This is a genomic window from Xanthomonas boreopolis, assembly GCF_046529185.1.
Taxonomy (GTDB): domain Bacteria; phylum Pseudomonadota; class Gammaproteobacteria; order Xanthomonadales; family Xanthomonadaceae; genus Pseudomonas_S; species Pseudomonas_S boreopolis.
Genome location: NZ_CP097162.1, coordinates 4293253 through 4316627, shown reverse-complemented (window position 1 = coordinate 4316627; position 23375 = coordinate 4293253). Strand labels below are relative to the sequence as shown.

At 69.5% G+C, this 23375-nt stretch carries 15 protein-coding genes; 12 read left to right on the top strand and 3 right to left on the bottom strand.

Annotation, left to right across the window (positions count from 1 at the left end; genetic code table 11):
• Positions 1 to 162: 162 nt before the first annotated feature.
• The 8 genes from M3M27_RS19315 to M3M27_RS19280 all read left to right on the top strand — a co-directional run bounded on the left by M3M27_RS19315 (position 163) and on the right by M3M27_RS19280 (position 12803).
• Positions 163 to 1950, top strand: coding sequence for an autotransporter assembly complex protein TamA (locus tag M3M27_RS19315; protein WP_434026675.1), 1788 nt, complete (start codon positions 163 to 165; stop codon positions 1948 to 1950).
• On the top strand, positions 1947 to 5795 hold the full coding sequence (locus M3M27_RS19310; RefSeq protein ID WP_434026674.1) for a translocation/assembly module TamB domain-containing protein: 3849 nt from the start codon (positions 1947 to 1949) through the stop codon (positions 5793 to 5795). The genes M3M27_RS19315 and M3M27_RS19310 overlap by 4 nt, the downstream gene beginning before the upstream one ends.
• Before the next feature lie 109 nt (positions 5796 to 5904).
• Positions 5905 to 7755 carry a sulfotransferase gene (locus tag M3M27_RS19305; protein ID WP_434026673.1) on the top strand — a complete coding sequence of 617 codons (1851 nt, stop codon included), beginning with the start codon at positions 5905 to 5907 and terminating at the stop codon, positions 7753 to 7755.
• 409 nt (positions 7756 to 8164) lie between these two features.
• On the top strand, positions 8165 to 10915 hold the full coding sequence (locus M3M27_RS19300) for a TonB-dependent receptor (RefSeq protein ID WP_434026672.1): 2751 nt from the start codon (positions 8165 to 8167) through the stop codon (positions 10913 to 10915).
• Between the two features lie 74 nt (positions 10916 to 10989).
• Positions 10990 to 11577 carry a 2OG-Fe(II) oxygenase family protein gene (locus M3M27_RS19295; RefSeq protein ID WP_434026671.1) on the top strand — a complete coding sequence of 196 codons (588 nt, stop codon included), beginning with the start codon at positions 10990 to 10992 and terminating at the stop codon, positions 11575 to 11577.
• A 157-nt stretch (positions 11578 to 11734) separates the two neighbouring features.
• On the top strand, positions 11735 to 12169 hold the full coding sequence (locus M3M27_RS19290) for a hypothetical protein (protein WP_140727718.1): 435 nt from the start codon (positions 11735 to 11737) through the stop codon (positions 12167 to 12169).
• Positions 12157 to 12597, top strand: a complete 441-nt coding sequence (locus M3M27_RS19285; RefSeq protein WP_434026670.1) for a 3-dehydroquinate dehydratase — start codon at positions 12157 to 12159, stop codon at positions 12595 to 12597. The genes M3M27_RS19290 and M3M27_RS19285 overlap by 13 nt, the downstream gene beginning before the upstream one ends.
• A gap of 2 nt (positions 12598 to 12599) precedes the next feature.
• Complete coding sequence (locus M3M27_RS19280) at positions 12600 to 12803, top strand: hypothetical protein (RefSeq protein WP_140727458.1); 204 nt, start codon at positions 12600 to 12602, stop codon at positions 12801 to 12803.
• A 39-nt stretch (positions 12804 to 12842) separates the two neighbouring features.
• On the opposite strand, the gene M3M27_RS19275 is transcribed toward M3M27_RS19280, so the two are convergent.
• Positions 12843 to 14510, bottom strand: a complete 1668-nt coding sequence (locus tag M3M27_RS19275; protein WP_434026669.1) for a glycoside hydrolase family 43 protein — start codon at positions 14508 to 14510, stop codon at positions 12843 to 12845.
• 976 nt (positions 14511 to 15486) lie between these two features.
• On the opposite strand from M3M27_RS19275, the gene M3M27_RS19270 reads away from it, so the two are divergent.
• Entirely contained in the window at positions 15487 to 17655 is a 2169-nt protein-coding gene (locus tag M3M27_RS19270; protein ID WP_434026668.1) for a S46 family peptidase, read from the top strand.
• A 39-nt stretch (positions 17656 to 17694) separates the two neighbouring features.
• On the opposite strand, the gene M3M27_RS19265 is transcribed toward M3M27_RS19270, so the two are convergent.
• Entirely contained in the window at positions 17695 to 18189 is a 495-nt protein-coding gene (locus M3M27_RS19265) for a DUF2938 domain-containing protein (protein ID WP_434026667.1), read from the bottom strand.
• On the opposite strand from M3M27_RS19265, the gene M3M27_RS19260 reads away from it, so the two are divergent.
• Positions 18160 to 18696 carry a helix-turn-helix domain-containing protein gene (locus tag M3M27_RS19260; RefSeq protein WP_434026666.1) on the top strand — a complete coding sequence of 179 codons (537 nt, stop codon included), beginning with the start codon at positions 18160 to 18162 and terminating at the stop codon, positions 18694 to 18696. The genes M3M27_RS19265 and M3M27_RS19260 overlap by 30 nt on opposite strands.
• Positions 18697 to 18715: 19 nt before the next feature.
• Here M3M27_RS19260 and M3M27_RS19255 read toward each other — a convergent pair whose 3' ends face one another.
• Positions 18716 to 19270 (bottom strand): gluconokinase, encoded by a 555-nt coding sequence (locus M3M27_RS19255; RefSeq protein ID WP_434026665.1) that lies wholly within the window; start codon positions 19268 to 19270, stop codon positions 18716 to 18718.
• Between the two features lie 113 nt (positions 19271 to 19383).
• On the opposite strand from M3M27_RS19255, the gene M3M27_RS19250 reads away from it, so the two are divergent.
• Positions 19384 to 20766, top strand: coding sequence for an MFS transporter (locus M3M27_RS19250; protein WP_434026664.1), 1383 nt, complete (start codon positions 19384 to 19386; stop codon positions 20764 to 20766).
• Entirely contained in the window at positions 20763 to 23153 is a 2391-nt protein-coding gene (locus M3M27_RS19245) for a GH36-type glycosyl hydrolase domain-containing protein (protein ID WP_434026663.1), read from the top strand. The genes M3M27_RS19250 and M3M27_RS19245 overlap by 4 nt, the downstream gene beginning before the upstream one ends.
• Positions 23154 to 23375 lie beyond the last annotated feature (222 nt).

The following is a 23375-nucleotide window of genomic DNA, read 5'->3' as shown; positions in this document are numbered from 1 at the left end:
GATAAGCTCCTCCTTGCCACAGGCACCTCGCTTCGCGCGCCGGCGGCTCGCAAGCAACACGCCTTCGCCCCGCAGGAAGAGGGGGGAGCCGTCCTTGCAAGTCCCGACATCCTCGACACCGCATTAACAGCCAGTGGCGGCACATCCGGATATCCTCGTTGCATGCGATTGAATCCCCAGGTCCTCGTCCTCCTGTCCGCCCTGTGCTGCGCCGGCATGGCCCATGCCCGCGGCACCATCGACAAGGTACAGATCAAGGGCCTGGACAAGGACGACGACGCGGCGATGATCGAGAACATCGAGGTCTCGCTGTCGCTGTACGAGGCGATCGGCAAGGTGCAGGGCGAATCCCGGCTGGAATACCTGCTCAGCCAGGCCGAGGCGCAGACCCGTACCGCGCTGGAGCCGTTCGGCTACTACACGCCGAACATCGACATCCAGGCGCCGCGCCAGGACGACCACCTCACGGTGGTGATCACCGTCGACAAGGGCGAGCCGACGCGGGTGCGCGACTCGCGCATCGAGATGGCGGGCTGGGCCGAGGACGACCAGTACATCAGGCGCGACCTGGAAGGGTTCCGGCCCAAGCCCGGCGAGGTGTTCAACCACCCGGACTACGAGGCCAGCAAGGTCCGCATCACCCGCCGCCTGGCCGAGCGCGGCTACTTCGATGCCGATTTCACCCGGCGCCGGGTCGAGGTCACCCGCGCCGAACACGCCGCCGACATCGACCTGGCCTGGGACAGCGGCCGCCGCTACGACATGGGGCCGGTGCGCTTCGACTACGACTACTTCGAGAAAGGCCTGTTCGACCCGCTGGTGTACTGGGACGAAGGCAGCTACTACCACGAGGGCAAGCTCGACCGCCTGCGCGAGTCGCTGACCAAGCTCGACTACTTCAGCAGCATCGACATCCAGCCCAAGCCGGAGGAGGCCGACGACCAGGGCCGCGTGCCGGTGGACGTCAAGCTCACCCGCGCCAAGCGCACCATCTACACGGCCGGCCTCAGCTACGGCAGCGAGAGCGGCCCCGGCGTGCGGGGCGGCGTCGAGCGGCGCTACATCAACTCGCGCGGCCACAAGATGGACACGCAGCTGGACTACGCGCAGAAGCGCAAGTCGCTGGGCACCACCTACCGCATCCCCGCGTTCGGCTGGCTGGACGGCTGGTACGCATTCGGCGCGCGCGTGTACGACGAGCAGACCGACTACATCGACCTGCGCAACATCAAGCTCAGCGCCGCGCGCAGCGGCCAGATCAACGAGCACTGGACCGCGATCGCCTCGATCAACGCGCTGCGCGAGCGCTGGGGCTACTACACCGACGACGGAGACCGGGACCGGCCGCTGGCCTACCAGTACTCCACGCTGGTGTACCCGCAACTGGAAGCGAACTACACCAACGTCGACGACCGCACGTTCCCGCGCAACGGCATCGCCGCGACGATGCAGCTGCGCGGGGGCGTGGAAGGCGCCGGGTCGGACACCAGCTTCGTGCAGGCCTACGGCAAGCTGCGCTGGTTCCTGCCGGCCGGCGCGGACGGGCGCATGATCCTGCGCGGCGAGGCCGGCAGCACCTGGACCAACGACCTGGTCTCCATGCCGCCGAGCCTGCGCTTCTTCGCCGGCGGCGACGACAGCATCCGCGGCTACGCCTATCGCGAGGTCGGCCCGCGCACGCCCAGGCCGGACCGGTTCGCGCTCGGCGCCAAGCAGCTGTTGACGATGAGCGCGGAGTACGAGCACTACTTCAAGGGCGGCCCGCTCGGCATGGCGGTGTTCGTCGACAGCGGCAGCGCGTTCGACGACACGCCCGACTGGCACACCGGCGTCGGCGTCGGCGTGCGCTACAAGTCGCCGGTCGGCCCGGTGCGGGTGGACATCGGGCACGGCCTGGACGATCCCGATTCGCAGATCCAGCTCTACATCAACATCGGAGCGAACCTGTGAACCAGAACGCTCCCGCGCCGCGTCCCCGCTTCTATCGCCGCCGCCGGTTCTGGATCGGTTCCGGCCTGGGCGTGCTCGGCCTCGTGCTGCTGCTGCTGGTCGCGTTGTACTGGCTGCTGCAGACCGTGGCCGGCCGCGACGTGTTGCTGGCGCAGGTGGTGGCGCGGCTGCCGGCCGGGGCCACCTTCACCTGGGGCGAGGCGGAAGGCCCGCTGGCCGGCCCGCTGACGCTGCGCAACGTCGATTTCCGCTACCAGGACATCCACTTCGCCGCCGAGCGCGTGTACCTGGACCCGGACATCCGCCCGCTGCTCGGGCGTAAGCTGCGCCTGGACGCGCTGGAAGTGCGCAACGCCACGCTCAACCTCGGCAAGAGCGACGAGCCGTTCGAGCTGCCGAGCTGGCCGGGATCGCTGCCGCAGATCGAAATGCCGCTGGCGATCCAGGCCGACCGCATCGCCGTGGACGATCTGCGCATCACCCAGCTGCAGCAGCCGGTGATCGCGCTGCGCCGCATCCGCGGCGAGCTGGAAATCGCCAACGGCGAACTGCGTGCGCGCCAGCTCGCGGTGGACAGCGACCGCGGCGATTTCCGCATCGACGGCGATTACCTGCCGCGCAACGACTACCGCGCCGACCTCACCGCGACCGCGGTGCTGCCGGCGCCGCGCGGGCGCACGCCGGCCAGCATCGGGCTGGTCGCGCGCGGCGACCTGTCGAGGATGGAGGTCGCGCTGGCCGGGCGTGCGCCCGAACCGCTGCGCGCGACGCTGGTGCTGACCGGCCGCACCGATCCCGCCTGGCAATTCAAGGCCGCGACCCAGGCGCTGGACCTGTCGCTGCTGGTCCCGCCGGCGGAAGGCGAGGCCGCCGCCGGCGAACCGCTCGCCTTCGATCTCAGCGCCACCGGCAAGGGCGGCGACGCGCGCCTGCAGGGCACGCTCAAGCGCGGCGAACTGCAGGCGACGCTGCAACCCTCGCATGTCGTGCTCGAGGACCAGGTGCTGCAGGTGCAGCCGCTGGTGGTGGATGCGTTCGAAGGACGCACCCGGCTGCAAGGCAGCGCCGACTTCCGCGATCCGGACAACGCCAACTTCCGTTTCTCGGTCAACGCGAGCGGGTTGCGCTTCGTGCCGGCGCCGGACCCGGCCACGCCGCAGGCGCCGAGCGTCCCGGTCGAACTGAAGCAAGCGCGGCTCGGCGTCGCGGGCAACCTCAAGGCCTGGGCCGCGATCGGGCGCGCCGACGTCGAGCGCGACGCGCAGCGGGCCGCGCTGACGTTCGACGTGCGCGGCAACGACCAGCGCGCGCACATCCAGCAACTGCAGGCCACCACGCCGGGCGGCGCGCTCGACGTCGCCGGCGACGTGGCGTGGACGCCGGAGCTGAGCTGGGACGCGACCGCGATGCTGGCCAAGTTCGATCCCGGCTACTTCGCGCCGGGCTGGGACGGCAGCCTGTCCGGGAAGATCGCCTCCAAGGGCCGGCAACTGCCGGCGCCGGCCGGCGGGGTGTCGCCGGGCTACGAGCTCACCGCGCAGATCGACGCGCTCAAGGGACAGCTGCGCCAGCGTGCGCTCGACGCCAGCGGCAAGTTCGCCCTGCAGGGAACGCAAGGCGAAGGCCGGGTGTCGCTGTCGCTCGGCAACAGCCGCGTCGTCGCGCAGGGCAAGGTCGGCGATGCGCTCGACATCGACGCGCAGCTGCAACCGCTGCAGCTCGACGACCTGCTGCCCGGCGGTGCCGGCACCTTGAGCGGCACGTTGCAGGTGAAGGGCCGCCGCGACGCGCCCGACATCACCGCCGACCTCGCCGGCAGCGGCCTGCGCTGGGACGGCTACACCGCCGACGCGCTGAGCCTGCGCGGGCGGCTGCCGTGGCGTGGCGACGGCGGCTCGCTGGCGTTGCAGGGCACCGCCGTCGGCGTCGGCACGGTGCTGGACAGCGTGCGCGTGCAGGCGCGCGGCGCGGTGGAGAACCTCGACCTCGATGCCGAGGTGAACAATGCGATGGCCTCGCTGTCGTTGCGCGGCGACATGCGCCGCAATGGCCAACGCTGGCAGGGCCAGCTGGCGGCGTTGCGGATCGTGCCGTCCAAGGGCGATGCCTGGGCCTTGCGCGCGCCGGCGCAGTTCGCGGTGGACGGCCCGGCGTTCACGCTGTCCGATGCCTGCCTCGCGACGGCCGGCGCCGGCGCGCTGTGCGCCAAGGTGGACTGGCCGCGCGAGGGCGTGGAAGTGAAGAGCGATGCGCTGCCGCTGTCGCTGGTCCACCCATGGCTGCCCAAGCAGGACGGGCGCCCGATCATCCTGCGCGGCCAGGTCGCCATCGACGGCCGCTTCCGGCCGCGCGGCAACGCCTGGGAAGGCGGCTTCGAGATCGTGTCGATGGAGGGCGGCGTGCGCCTGGGCGAACCGCGCTTCCGCGTCGACCTGGGCGGCAACCCCAATCGCGGCGAGCTGATCCGCTACGACCATTTCAGCCTGCGCGCGACCTTCGACCCGAAGCACATCAACGGCTACCTGGGCGTCGGCTTCCAGGGCAACGGCTTCGTCGACGCCAAGTTCGACACCGGCTGGGACGACTACGCGCCGCTCAACGGCGAGCTGTACATGAACATCTCGCGGATGAACTGGCTGCAGCTGTTCGTCGCCGAGATCGACCGCCCCAGGGGCCTGGTCGAAGGCCATGTGAGCCTGCGCGGCACCCGCAGCAAGCCGCTGCTCGGCGGCGACGCCACGCTCAGCGACTTCACCGCCGAGTACCCGTCGATGGGCCTGTCGCTGAGCGAGGGCAAGGGGCGCTTCGATGCGCTGCCGGACGGCTCGGCCAAGATCACCGCCTCGGTGAAGTCCGGCGACGGCACGCTCAACGTGGACGGCGGCCTGTCCTGGTACGGCGAGGGCACGCCGTTGCAGCTGGATATCCGCGGCCAGAACGTGCTGGCCTACAACACCACCGAGCTGCGCGTCGTCGCCAATCCCGACCTGCAGTTCGGCATGCAGGGCAAGGTGATGCAGTTGCGCGGCCAGGTCACGGTGCCCGAGGCGGACATCGACCTGGAGCGCCTCGACCGCGGCACCTCCGTGTCCGAGGACGTGGTCGTGCTCGACCCGGTCGACCCCGAGGAAACCCCCGAATCGCCGCTGGACATGCAGCTGACCGTCGCGCTCGGCGACAAGGTCAAGATGAGCGGCTTCGGCCTCAAGGGCTCGCTGACCGGGCAGATGCAGATCCGCGCGCGGCCCGGCTACGAGATGACCGCCAATGGCGGGCTCGACGTACGCGGGCGCTACAAGGCCTACGGCCAGGACCTGACCATCACCCGCGGCCAGCTGACCTGGAACAACAACATCGTCTCCGACCCGCGCATCAACATCCGCGCCGAGCGCAAGATCGGCGACGTCACCGCCGGCATCGACGTCAGCGGCCGCGCCGAGTCCCCGCGCGCCGACGTCTGGTCGGACCCGGCGATGTCGCAGTCCGAAGCGATGTCCTACCTGGTGCTCGGTCGCGGCCTGGCGACCGCCAGCAGCAGCGAGACCGAACAGGTCACCGCCGCCTCCGCGGCGCTGTCGGCCGGCAGCGGCCTGCTCGCCTCGCAGCTGGGCGCGAAGCTCGGCCTGGACGACGCGGGCGTGCAGCAGTCCAGCACCCTGGGCGGCTCGGTGCTGGGCTTCGGCAAGTACCTCTCGCCCAGGCTCTACGTCGGCTACGGCGTCTCGATGGTCGGCAGCGGCTCGGTACTGACCCTCAAGTACCTGCTCACCCGCGGCTTCGACGTGGAAGTCGAATCGAGCACGGTGGAGACGAAGGGGTCGGTGAATTGGCGGAAGGAGAAATAAGCTCCTGGTTCGGCGGACCGGGCGGGGCGGCACGGAGACGGCCCGGTCCATTGCGGAACGCCCGGCCGGGCCGTTATGGTCCGCTTCCCCAGCGCCGCGGCCACATGCAATGACTTCTCCTTCTTCGCACGACGCTGCATCGCCCACGATCCCGGCGCTGCTCGCGGCCCTGGAATCCGGCCGTGCCGGGGAACTGGAGCGGGGTGCGCTGCGCCATCTGGAGCGCTTTCCCGACGACGTGCTGGCGCGCAGCCTGCTGGCCGCGAGCCTGCAGATGCAGGGGCGGGTGGCCGAGGCCGCCGACGTGCATGCCGAGCTGGCCCGGCGCCAGCCGGGCGAGGCGGCGCACTGGAACAACCTCGGCAACGCGCTGCGCGAGCTGCGCCGCATCGACGAGGCGAGGGCGGCGTACCGGCGCGCCTGCGCGCTGGAACCGCGCGATCCGCTCACGCACCACAACCTCGGCCTGCTGGCGATGGACGAAGGCGACTACGCCGCCGCGCGCGAGCATCTGCTGGATGCGCACGAACTGGATCCATCGGCGCCGCTGACGCGATTGCACGCGGCGATGGCCTGCCACGAGTGCGGCGATTTCCAGCGCGAGCAGCGGTTGCTCGCGTCGTGGCGCCAGTGGCCGCCGCTGGATACGGACGGCACGCAGGACCTGGCGTGGCTGCTGGCGCAGGACGGCCGCACCGACGAGGCCGATGCCCTGTTGGGCGACTGCATCGCACGGTCGCCCGATCCGACCCGGGCGTGGGCGCGCCGGGTGATGGTGATGGAGCGCGCCAATCGCCTGGACGATGCGCGCGCCGCCGCGGCGCGCCTGCCTGCCGCGCAGGCCGTCGCCGATGCCGACGTGCGGCAGGACGTGCTCAACGCCCGGGCCGTGCTGGCGATGCGCGAAGGCGAGTGGGCCCAGGCCAGCCAGGCCCTGGAAACCCTGCTGGCCGAACCCGGCGACAAGCGCAAGCGCAGCAACCTCTACTTCGCGCTGGCGCGCTGCTACGACCGGCTCGGGCAGCCGGACGAGGCGATGCGCGCCTGCGCCGAGGCCCACGCCGCGCAGCTGGCCGGCATCGCGCCGCTGGTGCCGGAAGCGATGAAGCGCAGCGATGCGCCGCTGCCGGTCGCGCGCCAGCGCTGGTCGCCGCAGCGCCATGCCGCCGCGCGCCCGGTGGCGGGGCCGGCGATGGCCGATTCGCCGGTCTTCGTGGTCGGCTTCCCGCGCTCGGGCACCACGTTGCTGGAGCAGATGCTGGATGCGCATCCGGCGCTGTGCTCGATGGACGAGCGGCCGTTCCTGCAGGAGCTGGCGGAGCGGCTGGAACGCGAGGGCCTGGCCTGGCCCGACGGCCTGGGCGAGCTGGACGATGCCGCCTGCGAGGCGCTGCGCGGCGAGTACTGGCGACGGGTGCGCGAGGTGGCCTCGCCGATGCCGGGCCAGCGCCTGGTCGACAAGAACCCGCTGAACCTGCTGCGCCTGCCGCTGATCCATCGCCTGTTCCCGCAGGCGCGGGTGATCCTCGCGCTGCGCCATCCCTGCGACGTGCTGCTCAGCTGCTACATGCAGGCGTTCCGTTCCCCCGCGTTCGCGATGCTGTGTTCGGACCTGGACCGGTTGGCGCGCGGCTACGCCGACGCGATGGACCATTGGCTGCACCATGCGCGCCTGCTCGCGCCGATCGCGATGGAAAGCCGCTACGAAGACCTGGTGGACGACGTCGCCGGGCAGGTCGGCAAGCTGGGAACCTTCCTGGAGCTGGAACAGCCCGAGCGCCTGCTCGACTTCCAGCGCCATGCGCGCGGCAAGGGGTTCATCAGCACGCCCAGCTACGCGCAGGTGGTCGAAGGCATCAACCGGCGCGGGTTGGACCGCTGGCATCCCTACCGGCGCCATTTCGAACCGGTGTTGCCGGTGTTGCGGCCCTACCTGGAACGGTGGGGCTACGGCGGTTGATGCAGCCGGCGAGGAAATGGCGAGTGGCAGGAGGTTCCAAGCCGATCGCCGTCCCTGCCATGACTACATGAATCGCGGATAACGGCTTCGTAACCCGTGTCCGCACCAAAGCGATGCACGAGACCTGCTTCTTGCACCGGACCGACACGTGAACGGGCTTCCCGGCCCGTTCCGGTGCCGTTTATCGCTCGAATATTCCTTGGCAAGACATTGCGTGTCATGTCTGACACATGTGGACAACCAAGCGGCACGCGGATGCCCGCCTCGTCTTATAAAAATTTAACCAAGTGTGCACATCCCCGGTCATATGGCGGTGGTCGCACGCGACCCTACACCTGCCCGCCCCTGGGCGCCACGAGCCGGAACCTGCTTTCCGCAACTCGTGCTTTCTTCCATCGAGGCCGTTGCAATGCCCGCAAGAACCAGCAAGCTCGCCCACGCCGTCCGCCTCGCGCTGCCGCTCGGCCTGGCGCTCGCGCCCGTCGCGCTGTATGCACAGACCCCTGACACCTCCAATGACAAGACGCCGACCAGCCTCGATACCGTCACCGTGACCGGTTCGCTGGTCCGCCGCGTCGATGTCGAGACCGCCAGCCCGGTGGCCGTGGTCGATCGCCAGCAGATCCAGCAGAGCGGCAAGCAAACGCTGGGCGACCTGCTGCAGTCGCTGCCGGGCATCGCCGGCGCGGCCACCAACCCGCAGGTCAACAACGGCGGCGGCGACGGCGCCTCGACGATCTCGCTGCGCGGCCTGGGCGAACAGCGCACGCTGCTGCTGATCGACGGCCACCGCATCCTCAACAACGACGTCAACTCGATCCCCGCCAACATGATCGAGCGCGTGGAGGTGATGAAGGTGGGCGCGTCGGCCGTGTACGGCTCCGACGCGATCGGCGGCGTGGTCAACTTCATCCTGCGCAAGAACTTCGAGGGCGGCGAAGTCACCGCCAACTACGGCCAGGCCAGCGCCGGCGACGGCGCCCGCCATGGCGGCACCTTCACCTTCGGCAAGACCTGGGACCGCGGCAACGTCGTGGTCGGCCTCGACTACAACAAGCAGAACGAAGTGTCGTCGGCGAACCGCGACTACTCCAAGTACGCGATGTACCTGTCCAGCGGCAGCGCCTACAAGGGCGGATCGAGCCGCACGCCGACCGGCTACTACAAGCTGCCGTCGAGCGTGCTGGCCGCCAACGGCTGCAGCGCCAACGGCGCGATGACCGGCGACGGAAGCGGCGGCTACAAGTGCTACTCCTCCTCCGACGCCTACAATTACCAGGCGGCGAACCTGCTTATGACGCCACAGGAGCGCGTGAGCGGCTTCGTGCTCGGCAGCTTCAACATCACCGACAACATGCAGGCGTACGTCAACGCCTACCACAACCACACGATGGCGCACTTCGCGATCGCGCCGTTGCCGTTCGACGCGCAGAGCGACGGCATCACCATCGCAGCCGACAATCCGTACAACCCGTTCGGCGTCGAGTTCGGGCCGAACGGCTACGAGTACCGCAACCGCTTCATCTCGCTGGGCCAGCGCGAAGGCTTCTACGACACTAGCACCGACCAAGTCGTCGCCGGCCTGAAGGGCACCTTCGGCGACAGCAGCTGGGCCTGGGACGTCAACTACAACTACGGCCACTACAAGCAGAAGAGCTGGAGCCACGGCTACGTGGACTACGCCACGCTGCAGCAGGCGATCGACAACGGCGAGATCAACATCTTCGACCAGGAAGCCGCCTCGACCTGGCTGAACAGCCACGAGTCGATCCCGCGCTACTCCACCACCACGATCAAGCGCCAGTGGGAGGCGAGCGCCAACGGCAGCCTGTGGGATTTGCCGGCCGGCACGATGCAGTTGGCGGTGGGCGCGTTGTATCGCAAGGAGAGCCTGAACTACACGGTCTCGAGCAACGCGCTGATGAACGAGGACCTTACCTGCGCGATCTCATCTGAGGCCTGTTCCTCTCCGATGAGCGGCGGCTTCAACGTCAAGGAGGCCTACGCGCAGTTGTACGTCCCGCTGCTGGATCAGTCCTCGCCGGTCGGTGCGCTCAGCGCGACCGTGAGCGACCGCGTGTCCGATTACAGCAGCGTGGACAGCACCAACAACAGCGCCTCGTTCCAGCTCGAATGGCGCCCGATCCAGGATCTGATGGTGCGTGGCACGGTGTCGCAGGTGTTCCGCGCGCCGACCCTCAACGACATCTACGCGGGGCCGGGCGCGAACCAGCCGACCTTCACCGATCCGTGCATCGGCTATAGCGGCTCGGGCCACGAGAACGCCTGTGCCGGCGTACCGGTGGGCTGGGAAGGTTCGGGCCTGTCGCAGACCGACGCGGTCACCTCCGGCTCGCGCTACGTCGGCTACGACCTCAAGCCAGAAAAGGGCACCTCGTACGATTACGGCATCGTCTACAGCCCGGACTTCGTACCCGGGTTGTCGGTCAGCCTGGACTGGTGGAAAGTCAAGCTCAAGGACCTGATCCAGGAGATCTCCGCGCAGACCGTCGCAGACCTCTGCTACAACGACGAGAGCAGCCCGTACTGCAGCTACCTCCACCGCTACCCGTCGACCTCGGTCAGCGCCGGCAACATTGACTACATCGAGACTCCGGTGATCAATATCGGCAAGCTCGATACCCAGGGTATCGACTTCGGCGTGAACTATGCACTGCCCGAGACGCAGTGGGGCCGCTTCAACTTCGCCCTGGACAGCACCTACCTGCAGCGCTACGACATCGACACCGGTGACACGGTGATCCACATGGCGGGGCGGTACAACTCGGCTTACGGCAACTATGCCCGTTGGCGCGCGCGCGGCCAGATCGGCTGGAAGCTGGGTTCGTGGGATGCGACCTGGACCTCGCGCTGGATCGGCAAGATACAGGTCGGCAGCACAGACCTGTCGCAGAACATGTCCGCCGATGCCGTGGACAAGGGCGTGGTGCTGAACTACGGCAGCTACATGTACCACTCGTTCCAGGTGGGCTACGACATGACCGCAGCCAACCTGCGCTTCGACCTGGGCGTGGACAACCTGACCAACAAGCAGCCGCCGGTCATGTACCAGAACAACGTCCTGAACGCGAATACCGACGTGAGCACCTACGACACGATCGGCCGCTATTACTGGATGCGCGCGACCTACCGGTTCTGAGGACGGCTGTTTTCTGGAACGAAGCACCTAGACGGCGCGCCCTTGGGCGCGCCGTCTTCTTTCACGGAGACCGCATGAGCGCGACCGACCTCAAGCACTACGTACGCTGCTACGACGGCGACCTGGAGCCGGCGTTCTGCGAGCAGCTGATCGCTTCGTTCCATGCGTCCTCGGGCTGGCATAGCCGCAATGGCATGGGCGCGCGCGCCGGGCTGGAGCAAAGCGCGTGGACCGAGTTGAACGTCTCCAGGTTGGCCGATCCAGCGTTCAAGGGCTTCTTCATTCAGCGCGTCCAGCAGGCGCTGGCGCGCTACAACCGCGATATCGGCCTGTCCGCCGAGGTGCCGTGGCGGCCGCGGCTGGCGGACCTGCGGATCAAGCAATACCGCGCGCAGGCGGGCGATGCGTTCCAGCCGCACTTCGATGCCTGCGACGAGGAGACCGGCCGTTACCTGGTGTTCCTCTGGTACCTCAACGACGTCGCCGAGGGCGGGCAGACCCGCTTCGTCGACCTGGACCTGGACATCGTTCCGCGCGCCGGGCGGCTGCTGGTGTTCCCGCCGTACTGGATGTACATGCACGCGGCGCTGCCGCCGCGCAGCGGCGACAAGTACATTCTTTCGACCTACCTGGAGTTCACCGCGCGGCCGGCATCGCCGTGAGCCGGCATGCGCGGCCGGTAGCCGAAGGACGGCGAACGGCCGGAGGCGGCGATACGTACAATTTACGCCGCCGCCGCGCCGCGGGAATGGCGGCTTTACGCGGTGGTTTCCTATCGTGGCCGCTCCGCACCTTGGGGTGCATGCGAGTGTGACGACGATGTCGCTGTTGATCTTGCAGGGACCAGGCATTCCACCAGAGGGCCTGCCGCCCGTGCTGCCTTCCCGATGCGCCGGACATGGCATCGGGCGCGTGTCGTGCGAGGACGTGGAGGCCATGGCCGCGGCGCTGCGTGCCGTGCCGGCGTCGGATGCGGCGCTGGTCCTCATCGAACCGGGCGAGTTGCAGGTGCCGCGGTCGGCGATACCGTCGCTGCGGCGCACGTTCGATGCGCTGCCGGTGCCCTATATCGAGCTGCACGCCGATGGCGGCGCGGAGCTGGAGGCGTGGCTGCATCCGCAGCACGGCCCGATGGCGGTGGTGGTCACGCCGCACGACCGTGCGCGCGGCTATGCGATGTCGCTGGGCATCGCAGCGCGCCGGTTGGCGTCGATCGAAGATGCAGAAGGAGCGGACCGGTCATGTCCATCCTGATCGTGCGCGGCCCGGCGAGACAGGGCGCCCGTGGACCCGTGCCGCTGCCACGCGGATTGCTGGGCCAGCTGGTGGCGAGCGTGGGCGAGGCGGGGCATGCGCTGTCGGTACGCGCCTGCGGCGACGAGCGGGAATTGCTCGATGCCTTGCGCCTGGCGCACCCGAGCGGCGGGCATGCGCTGATCCTGGATGCCGGCGCCGCCGCGGGCAGCGCCCGCCTGGCGCGCGTGCTCGCCTCGCTGCAGCTGCCGCGCGTGGACGTGGACGTGCGGGCGGCCCGCACGGCCGGCTTCGCTGACGACGCGAAGCATGGCTGCCTGGCGCGGGTACGGGGCTATGGCATGCAGGGCTACATGCTTGCCGCGTACATCCTGCTCGAGCACCTGGGCTGCAGCGGATGGAGCGAGAGCGTCCACGTCGGGACCTGACCATGGAACGCCATTACTTCGCCGATTTCGAGGCCTATTCCGGCGGCCGGCCGGTGCTGTGGGGCCAGGTGACCTACAGCATGCACGCGGAGCGCGACGAGGACATCGACCCGCAGGCGTTGATCGAGGCGCTGCGGGCGCGCGCCGCGCAGGCCCATGGCATCGAGCCCGGGCAGGTGCGGCTGTGCCATGTCGCGCGCCTGTGAGGCGATGGAGCCTCGCCTCGCAGGCGCGCGCCGGTGGCGCTACTGCTTGCGTGCGTCGTACGCGTACGGCCCGAAGGTAACGCCGATGAAGCCGCCGGCGGTGTCGGTGCTGAGCAGGCTCGCATCCAGGTCGCGGGCCAGCGGTTGCCAGTCGCCGCGGCCGCTCGCGTAGAACGCATCCAGCCGGGGGCCGTCCAGCTGGAAGCGCAGCCGCAGGGCCTGCTTAGCGTCGGCCAGGGCGATCCGGGCGACGGGCACGCCGGCCTGCGGTTGTTCCTTGCCCGCGCGCCGGTACAGCACCACGGCAGGTCCCTCGGCGTCGTCCACGCGCATCGCCGCGTAGAAGTGAGTCTCGTTCTGCAGCAGCGCCAGCCCGGCCTGCTCGCCGGCGGAGAGCTGCCGCGGATCGAGGGTGGCGTCGATCGTCGCCTTGTGGTGCTGCAGGCGGTGGCCGATGTAGGCCGGCTGGCCGCTGGCGTACTCGCCCAGCGGCGTGGCCGAGGGCGTGATGCGCAAGCCCTGCTTGCCGGTGCCGTACCAGCGCTGCCGCGGCACGTTGATCGTCATCCACGGCAACGGCAATGCGCTGCCGGTGAAGCGCTCGGTCCAGCCGAACGGCCCGGTGGTCGGCTGCGCCGCCTTGCCGGCCGGCAGGTTCGGCCGCGTGGCGACCGCCGGTATGCGCTCGCCGCGCGGCAGCACCACCGGCCAGTCGTCGTGCCATTGCATCGGCAGCAGGAAGGTCTCGCGGCCGAGGTTGTACTGGTTGCCGCGGTAGGGACGCGTGGCCAGGAACACGGCCCACCAGCTGCCGTCCTTCAGTTCGACGAACTGGGCGTGGCCGGCCGAGGTGATCGGGTCGGGCCGCGACGGATCGAGGTCGCGCTGGGTCAGCACGGGGTTGCCCGGGAACGGTTCGTACGGCCCGGTGACGGCGCGGCTGCGCCACACCATCTGCGCGTGCTGCTCGCCGGTGCCGCCCTCGGCGGCGGTCAGGTAGTACCAGCCGTTGCGGCGGAACAGGTGCGGGCCTTCGACGTGCTCCGGGTTGGTCGAAGGATCGGCGCCGGAGTCCACCAGCACGGTGCGCGGGCCGACCAGCGACATCGTCGCCACGTCGAACTGCTGCAGCCAGATCGCGCGGTGGCCGTCGTAGCGCATCTTGCCCTGGGGAATGCCGTTGTTGACCAGCCAGGCGCGGCCGTCGTCGTCGAAGAACAGCGAGGGGTCGATACCCTCGAACTTGAGCCAGTGCGGGTCCGACCAGGGGCCGGCGGGGTCCTTCGCGGTGATGACGAAGTTGCCGCGGTCGCAGTAGAAGCAGGTGTTGACGATGTAGAAGGTGCCGTCGTGGTGGCTGATCGAGGCGGCGAACAGGCCGCGCGAGAGTTCGTTGTGGCCGTAGTCGATCTGGCCGGGGCGGTCGATCGCGTTGCCGATCTGGGTCCAGTGCACAAGGTCGCGGCTATGGAACACCGGCAGGCCGGGGAAGTAGCCGAAGGTGGAGTTCACCAGGTAGAAGTCGTCGCCGACGCGGATGGCGGAGGGGTCGGGATAGAACCCGGCGACCACGGGGTTGCGGTACTGCGTGGCGGTCGGGACCGGTCCGCCGTCGTCGCCTCGGTAGGCGATCTCGGTGAACAGGGCTTCGGCGGATGCAGCGGGGATGGCGATGCTGCATAGCAGCGCCAGGATGAGGCGTTTCATGTCGGTTCCTTCCCGTTGGCCCCTCGGCGAGGGATGCGCCAAGCTTGTCAGGTGGCGCGGCGGAAGTCTGCGCATACCTCGATTGCGGTATGGCATAGGAGGCTTTTTCTCATCCTTTTACAGGGTGAGGATGCGCGGCTCGCAAGCCACTGGTTCGCGCATGTCTGAACACTCGGCGCGCTGCGCTGGTTCGGGGCGCGAAGCGAGGTGTCCGAGGAGCGGGCGAGGGTACGGGCGAAGTCTCATATCTTTACTATCGTCAATCCTGCGAAGGTGGGAAGCGCTTTTCAGCAGCCGAACGGCTGATCATCCAGCGATCCTCTGCCATTCTTCCGATCTCCGATCTCCCATTACCGTCATTCCCGCGAAGGCGGGAGGCGCTTTTCAGCAGCCGAACGGCTGATCATCCAGGGACGTTGCTTTGTTTTGGCTTGGGGCCTTTGGCAATAAAGGCAGAAGCTTTCGCCTTTGGCGAGTTACTTTTCTTTGCTTGTGCACGCGCGCCGCAGGAGCGGCGCCGCACGGCGGAGCCGGCCCGAAGGGCGCGGCACAAGGATGTGCCGCGTAAAGAAAAGTAACCAAAAGAAGCGCTTCACAGCAGCCGAACGGCTGATCAAGCACACCCCGCCTGCGCGCCCGCAGCTGCGCTACGGGTTCGCGGAGCCGGCGGGATTTTTCGACGGGGCATCCTGCCCCGGCGAAAAACGACGCACATCCATGTGCGTCGCCCCTGCGGGGTTTTTCCCATCGTCTCCGCCGCTACGGAGGGGCCGCGCCGCAGCGACGCTGGCAGGCCATACGAGGTTGGCGCGCCGCCGCGCGAGGAGGTGCTGTCCCATCCAGAGCAAAATCACGAACAGCAACAGCAACAGCAACAGCTGCAACAACAGCTAGGCCGACTTGTCCTTTGCGCACGCCACCGTTGCCGCGCGTGTGCGCCTGCGGCTATGGTCTGCGCTGGTTTTCAGGGGATTCCATGCCCATGCGCAATACGCTTTCCGCCTCGCTGGCCGTCGGGCTGGCGTTGTCCGCCCATGCACGTGCCGACGAGGGCATGTGGATGCCGTCGCAATTGCCGCAGCTGGCCGATACGCTGCGCCAGGCCGGGTTCCAGGGCGATCCGGCCTCGCTCGCCGACGTGGTCCGCCCGCCGCTCAGCGCCGTGGTCAAGGTCGGCGGCGGTACCGGATCGTTCGTCTCGCCCGATGGCCTGCTGCTGACCAACCACCACGTGGCGATGGGCGTGATCCAGTACAACAGCACGCCGGAGCACGATTACATCGACAACGGCTTCATCGCCAAGGACCGTGGCGACGAACGTCCCGCGAATCCCGATTTCCGGGTGCTGGTCACGGTGGGGTTCGACAAGGTCACCGACGAGGTGCTCAAGGGCGCGCGCGGCAAGACCGGGCGCGCCTACTACGACGCGGTGGACGCGGCCAGCAAGCGCATCGTGGCCGACTGCGAGGCATCCGGCGAGGTGCGCTGCAGCGTCGCCAACATGTACTACGGCACCGACTTCTACCGCATCCGCCAGCTGGAGCTGCGCGACGTGCGGCTGGTCTACGCGCCGCCGCGCGCGATCGGCAACTACGGCGACGAGATCGACAACTTCATGTGGCCGCGCCATAGCGGCGATTTCACCTTGCTGCGCGCCTACGTCGGCAAGGACGGCAAACCGGCCGACTACAGCCCGGACAACGTGCCGTACCAGCCGCCGGCGCACCTGCAGATCTCGCGCGAAGGGCCCAGGGTCGGCGATTACGCGATGCTGGCCGGCTATCCCGGCATCACCTATCGCCATCGCACCGCCGCCGAGTTCGACGAGCAGGTCAACTGGACGCTGCCGCAGCGCGTGGCGGTGCTCGACCAGCTGATCGGGGTGATCGAGGCCGCGGGCAAGGGCGATGCCGAGGCCAGGACCCGCTACGCCTCGCAGCTGCAGTCGCTGAAGAACAACCGCAAGCGCGCCGCCGGCGAACTGGAAGGATTGCTGCGCAGCGATGCGGTGCGCCTGCGCGCGGAGGACGAACGCGGGATGCTGGCGGCGACCACCGGCCAGGATGCGCGCGACATCGCCGCGCTGCAGGCCTCGCTGGCCGAGGGTTCGGCGCTGCATGGCCGCGAGCTGTTGTTCGGCCTGTTCGGCAGCCAGACCCAGCTGATGCGTTCGGCCCTGCTGCTGGAGCGGCTGCGCGTGGAGTCGCTCAAGCCCGACGCGCAGCGCGAGGCCGGCTACCAGCAGCGCGACCAGGCCCTGATCGAGGGCGTGCTCAAGCAGGTCCAGCGCCGCTACGACCCGGCGGTGGAAAAGGCCTTGCTGACCGCGCTGCTCACCCGCTACCAGCAACTGCCCGAAGCCCAGCGCGTGCCGGAGTTCGACGCCGCCTTCGGCCGCACGCCCGCGCAGCTGGCGCAGGCCTTGGACACGCTGTACGGGACCACCCGGCTCGGCACCGAGGGCGAGCGCCTGTCGCGGTTCGCGGCCGCGCGCGAGGGCAAGGCGCTGGCGCCCGATCCGCTGATCGCGCTGGCCCAGCGGCTGATACCGGCGCAGCTGCGGCTGGAAGAAGGCCGCAAGGCGCGCGAGGGCGAGCAACTGCGCCTGCGGCCAGCCTACATGCGCGCGCTCGTCGCCTGGCGCGGCAAGCAGGGGCGGGCGGTCTATCCGGACGCCAACAGCACGCTGCGGGTGAGCTACGGCCGGGTCGAGCCGCTGGCGCCGCGCGACGCGGTCGCCTACGCGCCCGTGACCACCGTGGCCGGCATCGTCGAGAAGAACACCGGCAAGGTGCCGTTCGATGCGCCCGGGCAGCTGCTGGACGCGATCGCCAGGGGCGACTTCGGCGACACCGCCGATCCGGCGCTGAAGACGCAGCCGGTGAACTTCCTCACCAACCTGGACACCACCGGCGGCAACTCCGGATCGCCGGTGCTCAACGCCAAGGGCGAGCTGATCGGCCTGAACTTCGACAGCAACTGGGAATCGGTGAGCGCGAGCTGGTGGTACGACCCGCGCTACAAGCGGGCGATCCACGTCGACATGCGCTACCTGCGCTGGCTGATGGCCAAGGTCTACCCGGCGCCGCGCTTGCTGGAGGAGATGGGCGTGGCCGGGGCGACGAACGCCGCACCGGCGCGCTGAGGCGCGTCTTCGCCGGGCCTGGCGCCTGCCGGGTCCGGCTCACTCCGGCAGCGCAAGGCACCACGCGGCCAGGTAAAGGCCGAGGCCGAAGACGAAATGGGTGGCCAGGCTCTTGGCGCGGTTCCGGAACGGGGCCGGCGTCCTGGCGGACGCGATCCCGGCGCCCATCGCGGGTTGCATGACCAGCCAGGGCGCGGCCACGGTGGCGATGCCCAGGGCGATGGCCGGCCCAAGGGTCGGCCGGTGCATCCAGCCGGCGTCTTCCAGGAGCACGAGCAGCGCGGCGAACGCGATGCCGACGATGTAGTGGACCGCCCAGCCGAGGGCGCGCTCGTGGCGGACCGGCGGCGCGTCCGCGATGGCGGCATGGAAGAAGATGCCGCGCCGCCAGTGGCCGACCCAGCGTCCGATCAGGGCCATGGCCTGGGTCCTGGCGCCGAGCCGCTTCAGGCAGGCCAGCCAGAGATCCATGAAGGCGGTTGCGCCCAGGCCGACGAGTACGACGTGGACCGCTTGCTGCGCGAGGGTTGCCATGGTTGCGCCTGTGGGACGTTGACCGGCAGATCCGGCGGACGCATCGTAGAAGTTGAAGTCAACTTCAAGTCAACGGGTTTCGCCATGGACATTTCCGAAGTCGCGAAGCGTTCGGGAATCGCCGCCTCCGCGCTGCGCTTCTACGAGAAGAAAGGCCTCATCCGGCCGACCAGCCGGCAGGGAGCGCGGCGCCAGTTCGCGCCGGACGTGCTCGACCAACTCGCGCTGATCGCGTTGGGCCAGCTCGCCGGCTTCAGCCTGGACGAGATCGGCGCGATGCTTCCGCACCTGCCGGTGGCGGGGATCGACCGGCAAAAGCTCGCCGCGAAGGCCGACGAAATCGATGCGAGGGTCGAACGACTGCGCGCAATGAGCCGAGGCCTGCGCCATGCCGCGGCCTGCCGCGCGCCGAACCACGCGCAATGCCCCACGTTCCGCAAGCTGCTGAAGGCCGCCGCATCGGGCGCCCTCGGCGAACGCCGCACCCGCCGGGTACCGGCGGCCTGATCCGCGCGGGCTCCCGCGTTCACGCCGGCAGGGCCTTGCGCGCTCCCGGCGGTGCCTGGTCCAGCTTGGCGATCGCCTCGGCCACCACCTCCTGCGGCGGCCGGGCGACGTCCACCGCGATCACGTCCGGCTCGTCCGCCGGCGGCTGCAATGCGTCGAACTGGCTGTCGAGCAGGGAGGACGGCATGAAGTGCCCGCCGCGCGCGGACAGGCGCGAGGCGATCACCCCGGCCGATCCGTGCAGGAACACGAAGCGCATCGGCACGCCGCAGCCGCGCAGCAGGTCGCGATGCTCGCGGCGCAGTCCGGAGAACGCCAGCACCGAGGACCGCCCGGCGTCGGCGAGCTGGCGCAGCCGTTCGCCCAGGCGGCGCACCCACGGCACGCGCTGCTCGTCGCTGAGCGGGGTGCCGCCGGCCATCTGCGCCTTGGCCTCGTCGCTGTGGAAGTCGTCGGCGTCGAGGAAATCGAAACCGTAGTGGCGGGCCAGGGCCGAGGCGACGGTGGACTTGCCGCTGCCGGAGACGCCCATCACCACGATGGCGCGGGCGGGGGAGAGCTGGGTCGGGTTCATCACGGGACGTTATACGTGCAAATCGATTCGACATGGTGCGGGCGCATGCGCCGTCGCTGGTGTAGCGTGTGCGTCCCCGAGGGAAACCGCCGTCCTGCGCCAGGGAGGATCGTATGCCGACAACGCCGCGTCCGGAACCCGCCGCCAAGCCGTTGCGGATGCGCGAGAAGGCCGGCTACGCACTCGGCGACCTGGGGCTCAACTTTTATTGGGCCAACATCTCCGCCTTCCTGCTGATCTTCTACACCGACACGATGGGCCTGCCGGCCGCGGCGGTGGGCACGATGATGCTGGTCGCCAAGATCGGCGATGCCGTCAGCGACCCGCTGATGGGCATGCTCGCCGACCGCACGCGCACGCGCTGGGGGCGGTTCCGGCCCTGGCTGCTGTGGGGCGCGCTGCCGCTGGCGGCGACCGGCCTGCTGACCTACACGGTGCCCGACCTCGACCAGGGCGGCCGCCTGGTCTGGGCCTACGCCACCTTCTCGGCGATGATGCTGGCCTACACCGTGGTGAGCATCCCGTACTCGGCGCTGTCGGGCGTGATCACCGCCGACGGCCAGCAACGCACCACCCTGGTCAGCATGCGCTTCATCGCCGCCTTCGCCGGCACCACGCTGGTCAACTACGCGACGCTGGACCTGGTGCGCTGGCTGGGCGGCGGCGACGATGCGCAGGGCTGGCAACGCACGATGCTGCTGTACGGCGTGCTGGCCGCGGCGCTGTTCGCCACGGCCTTCGCGACCACGCGCGAGCGCATCGAACCGGTGTCGACGCAGCGCACGCCGCTGCGCCAGGACGTCTCGGACCTGATCGGCAACCGGCCCTGGCTGGTGCTGTTCGTGCTGGCGCTGGTCATCATGGTCACGATCGTGATGCGCGGCGGCGCCGGCGTGTACTACTTCAAGTACTACCTCGGGCGGCCGGAGCTGACCGGCTGGTTCCTCGGCAGCTACTCGGTGGCGCTGGCGCTGGGCGCCGCCTCGACGCCGTTGCTGACCCGCTGGCTGGACAAGCGCCGCCTGCTGATGCTGCTGATGGCGCTGGTCGGCGTGCTCAGCTGCGCGATGTACCTGCTGCCGCCCGACGCGATCGCGGCCGCGTTCGCGCTCAACATGCTGATCGGGTTCGCGCTCGGGCCGAAGTCGCCGCTGGCGTTCTCGATGTACGCCGATACCGCCGACTACAACGAGTGGCGCACCGGCCGGCGCGCCACCGGCCTGAACTTCGCCGCGGCCACGTTCTCGCAGAAGCTGGGCGGCGCGCTGGCCTCGGCCGCGATCGCCTGGGTGCTGGCGGCGATGGGCTACGTCGCCAACCAGTCGCAGAGCGACGCCTCGCAGCACGGCATCGTGCTGCTGATGACGGTGATCCCCGGCCTGGTCGCGCTGCTGGCGGCGGCGACGATGCGCTTCTATCCCCTCGACGACGCGCGCCTGGCCGAGATCCAGCAGGCGCTGGCCGCGCGCCGGCACTCCCAGGAAACCCCTCCATGACCGAACTCGACGACCTGCTCGCCCCCAGTCCGGACGGCGAGCGCTACGTGCTGCACAGCCCCACCGCGATGCCGCAGGCCGGCGCCTTCCTGTGGAACCGCCGGATGATGATCCAGGCGACCTGCCGCGGCTACGCGACCGCGCAGTTCATGCAGCCCGAGCCGGCCAAGTACGCGCACGCGCCGAACCTGGAGGCGCGCACCTTCATGCAGCCGGAGCAGCCGTACTACGCGCACCATCCCGGGCGCTTTTTCTACCTCAAGGACGAGGAAAGCGGCGCGCTGTACTCGGCGCCCTACGAGCCGGTGCGCGCGCGCCCGCAGCGCTTCGCGTTCTCGGCCGGCAAGCACGACATCGCCTGGGAGGTCGAGTACGACGGGATCGTGCTCGAGCTGCGCCTGGCGCTGCCGGCCGAGGATCCGCTCGAACTGTGGGAGTGCACGGTGCGCAACCGCTCCGGGCGGGCGCGCAGGCTGTCGCTGTACCCGTACTTCCCGGTCGGTTACATGTCGTGGATGAACCAGTCCGGCGAGTACCGGCCCGACCTGGGCGGCATCGTCTGCCGCAGCGTGGCGCCGTACCAGAAGGTGGCCGACTACTTCCGCCAGCGCGACTTCAAGGACTGCACCTTCCTGCTGCACGAGCAGCCGGCGCTGGCCTGGGAGGCGCGCCAGGACGCCTTCGAGGGCGAGGGTGGGCTGCATGCGCCCTCGGCCCTGCTCGGCGAGCGGCTCGGCGGCAGCGACGCCCGCTACGAAACGCCCACCGCCGTGTTGCAGTACCGGTTGGCGCTGGCCGACGGCGAGTCCGCCACGCAGCGCTTCCTGTTCGGCCCGGCGCGCGACGAGGCGGAGATCGCCGCGCTGCGCGCGCGCTACCTGTCGGAGGAAGGCTTCGCCCGCGCGCGGCGCGAACATGCCGCGCACCTGGAGGCCGGGCGCGGCTGCCTGCGCATCGAGACGCCGGACCCCGCGCTCGACAACCTGGTCAACCATTGGCTGCCGCGGCAGGTGTTCTACCATGGCGACGTCAACCGCCTGACCACCGACCCGCAGACCCGCAATTACCTGCAGGACCACATGGGCATGAGCTACCTGCGGCCGCAGGTGGCCCGGGCCGCGCTGCTGCACGCGCTGTCGCAGCAGGAGCCCGGCGGCGCGATGCCCGACGGCATCCTGCTCGAGGAAGGCGCCGAGCTGAAATACATCAACCAGGTGCCGCACACCGACCACTGCGTGTGGCTGCCGATCTTCCTCGAGGCCTACCTCGGCGAGACCGGCGATGCCGGCGTGCTGGACGAGACCGTGGCCGATGCCGCGGGCGAACGCCGCAGCGTCGCCGAGCGCGTGGACGCGGCGATGCGCCACCTGCTGCAGGCGCGCGACGGGCGCGGCCTGAGCTACATCGCGCAGGGCGACTGGTGCGATCCGATGAACATGGTCGGCTGGCGCGGCACCGGCGTGTCCGGCTGGCTGACGCTGGCCACCGCGTACGCGCTGCGGCTGTGGTCGGGCCTGTGCGCACGGCACGGGCGCGCCGCCCAGGCGGAGGAGTTCGCCCGCGCGGCGGATGCGGTCAACGCCGACGCCAACCGCGAGCTGTGGGACGGCGATTGGTACGCGCGCGGCATCACCGACGACGGCGTGCGTTTCGGCGTGTCCGCCGATGCCGAGGGACGCATCTACCTGAACCCGCAGAGTTGGGCGATGCTGTCCAGCGCCGCCGATGCGGAGCGGCGCGCGCGCCTGCTCGCCGCGGTGGAGGCGCAGCTGCACACGCCGTACGGCCCGGTGATGCTGGCGCCGGCCTACACCGGCATGCGCGAGGACGTGGGCCGGTTGACCCAGAAGCATCCGGGCTCGGCCGAGAACGGCGCGGTCTACAACCATGCCGCGGCGTTCTACCTGCACGGCCTGTACCACGTCGGCGAGGCCGACCGCGCCTGGTCGGTGCTGCGCGCGATGATCCCCGGGCCATCGCGCGAGGACGTGCTGCAGCGCGGCCAGTTGCCGGTCTACCTGCCCAACTACTATCGCGGCGCCTGGCGCGAGTTCCCGCGCACCGCCGGTCGTTCCAGCCAGTTGTTCAATACCGGCACGGTGGCCTGGGTCTATCGCTGCGTGCTGGAGAGCCTGTTCGGCCTGCGTGGGGAAGGCGATGCGCTGGTGGTGGCGCCGCAGTTGCCTTCGCATTGGCAGTGGGCGCGGGCGGTGCGGGAGTTTCGGGGGGCGCGTTTCGAGGTCGAGTATCGGCGTGATGTGGCCTGTACGGAGGTGCGGGTGCGTGTGGATGGGGAGGATTGCCCGCGTGGGCGTATCGGGCCGGTTGTGCGGGGGGCGAGTTATCGGGTGGAGGTGGTGTTGCCGGTTGTGGTGGGAGTTGGGTGAGTGGGATAGGGTTTGTTCTGGGTGGCTTTGGACTATTTCCCTTCTCCCTTTGGGGTGAAGGCGTGTTGCTCGCGAGCCACAGGCTCGCACACGCCTGAACGCCTGGCGCGCTGCGTCAGGCTGGGACGCGAAGCGAGGTGCCCCGAAGGGGCGGATGAGGGCACGGGCGAAGCCTCACGATCTATCTATCGTCATTCCCGCGAAGGCGGGAAGCGCTTTTCC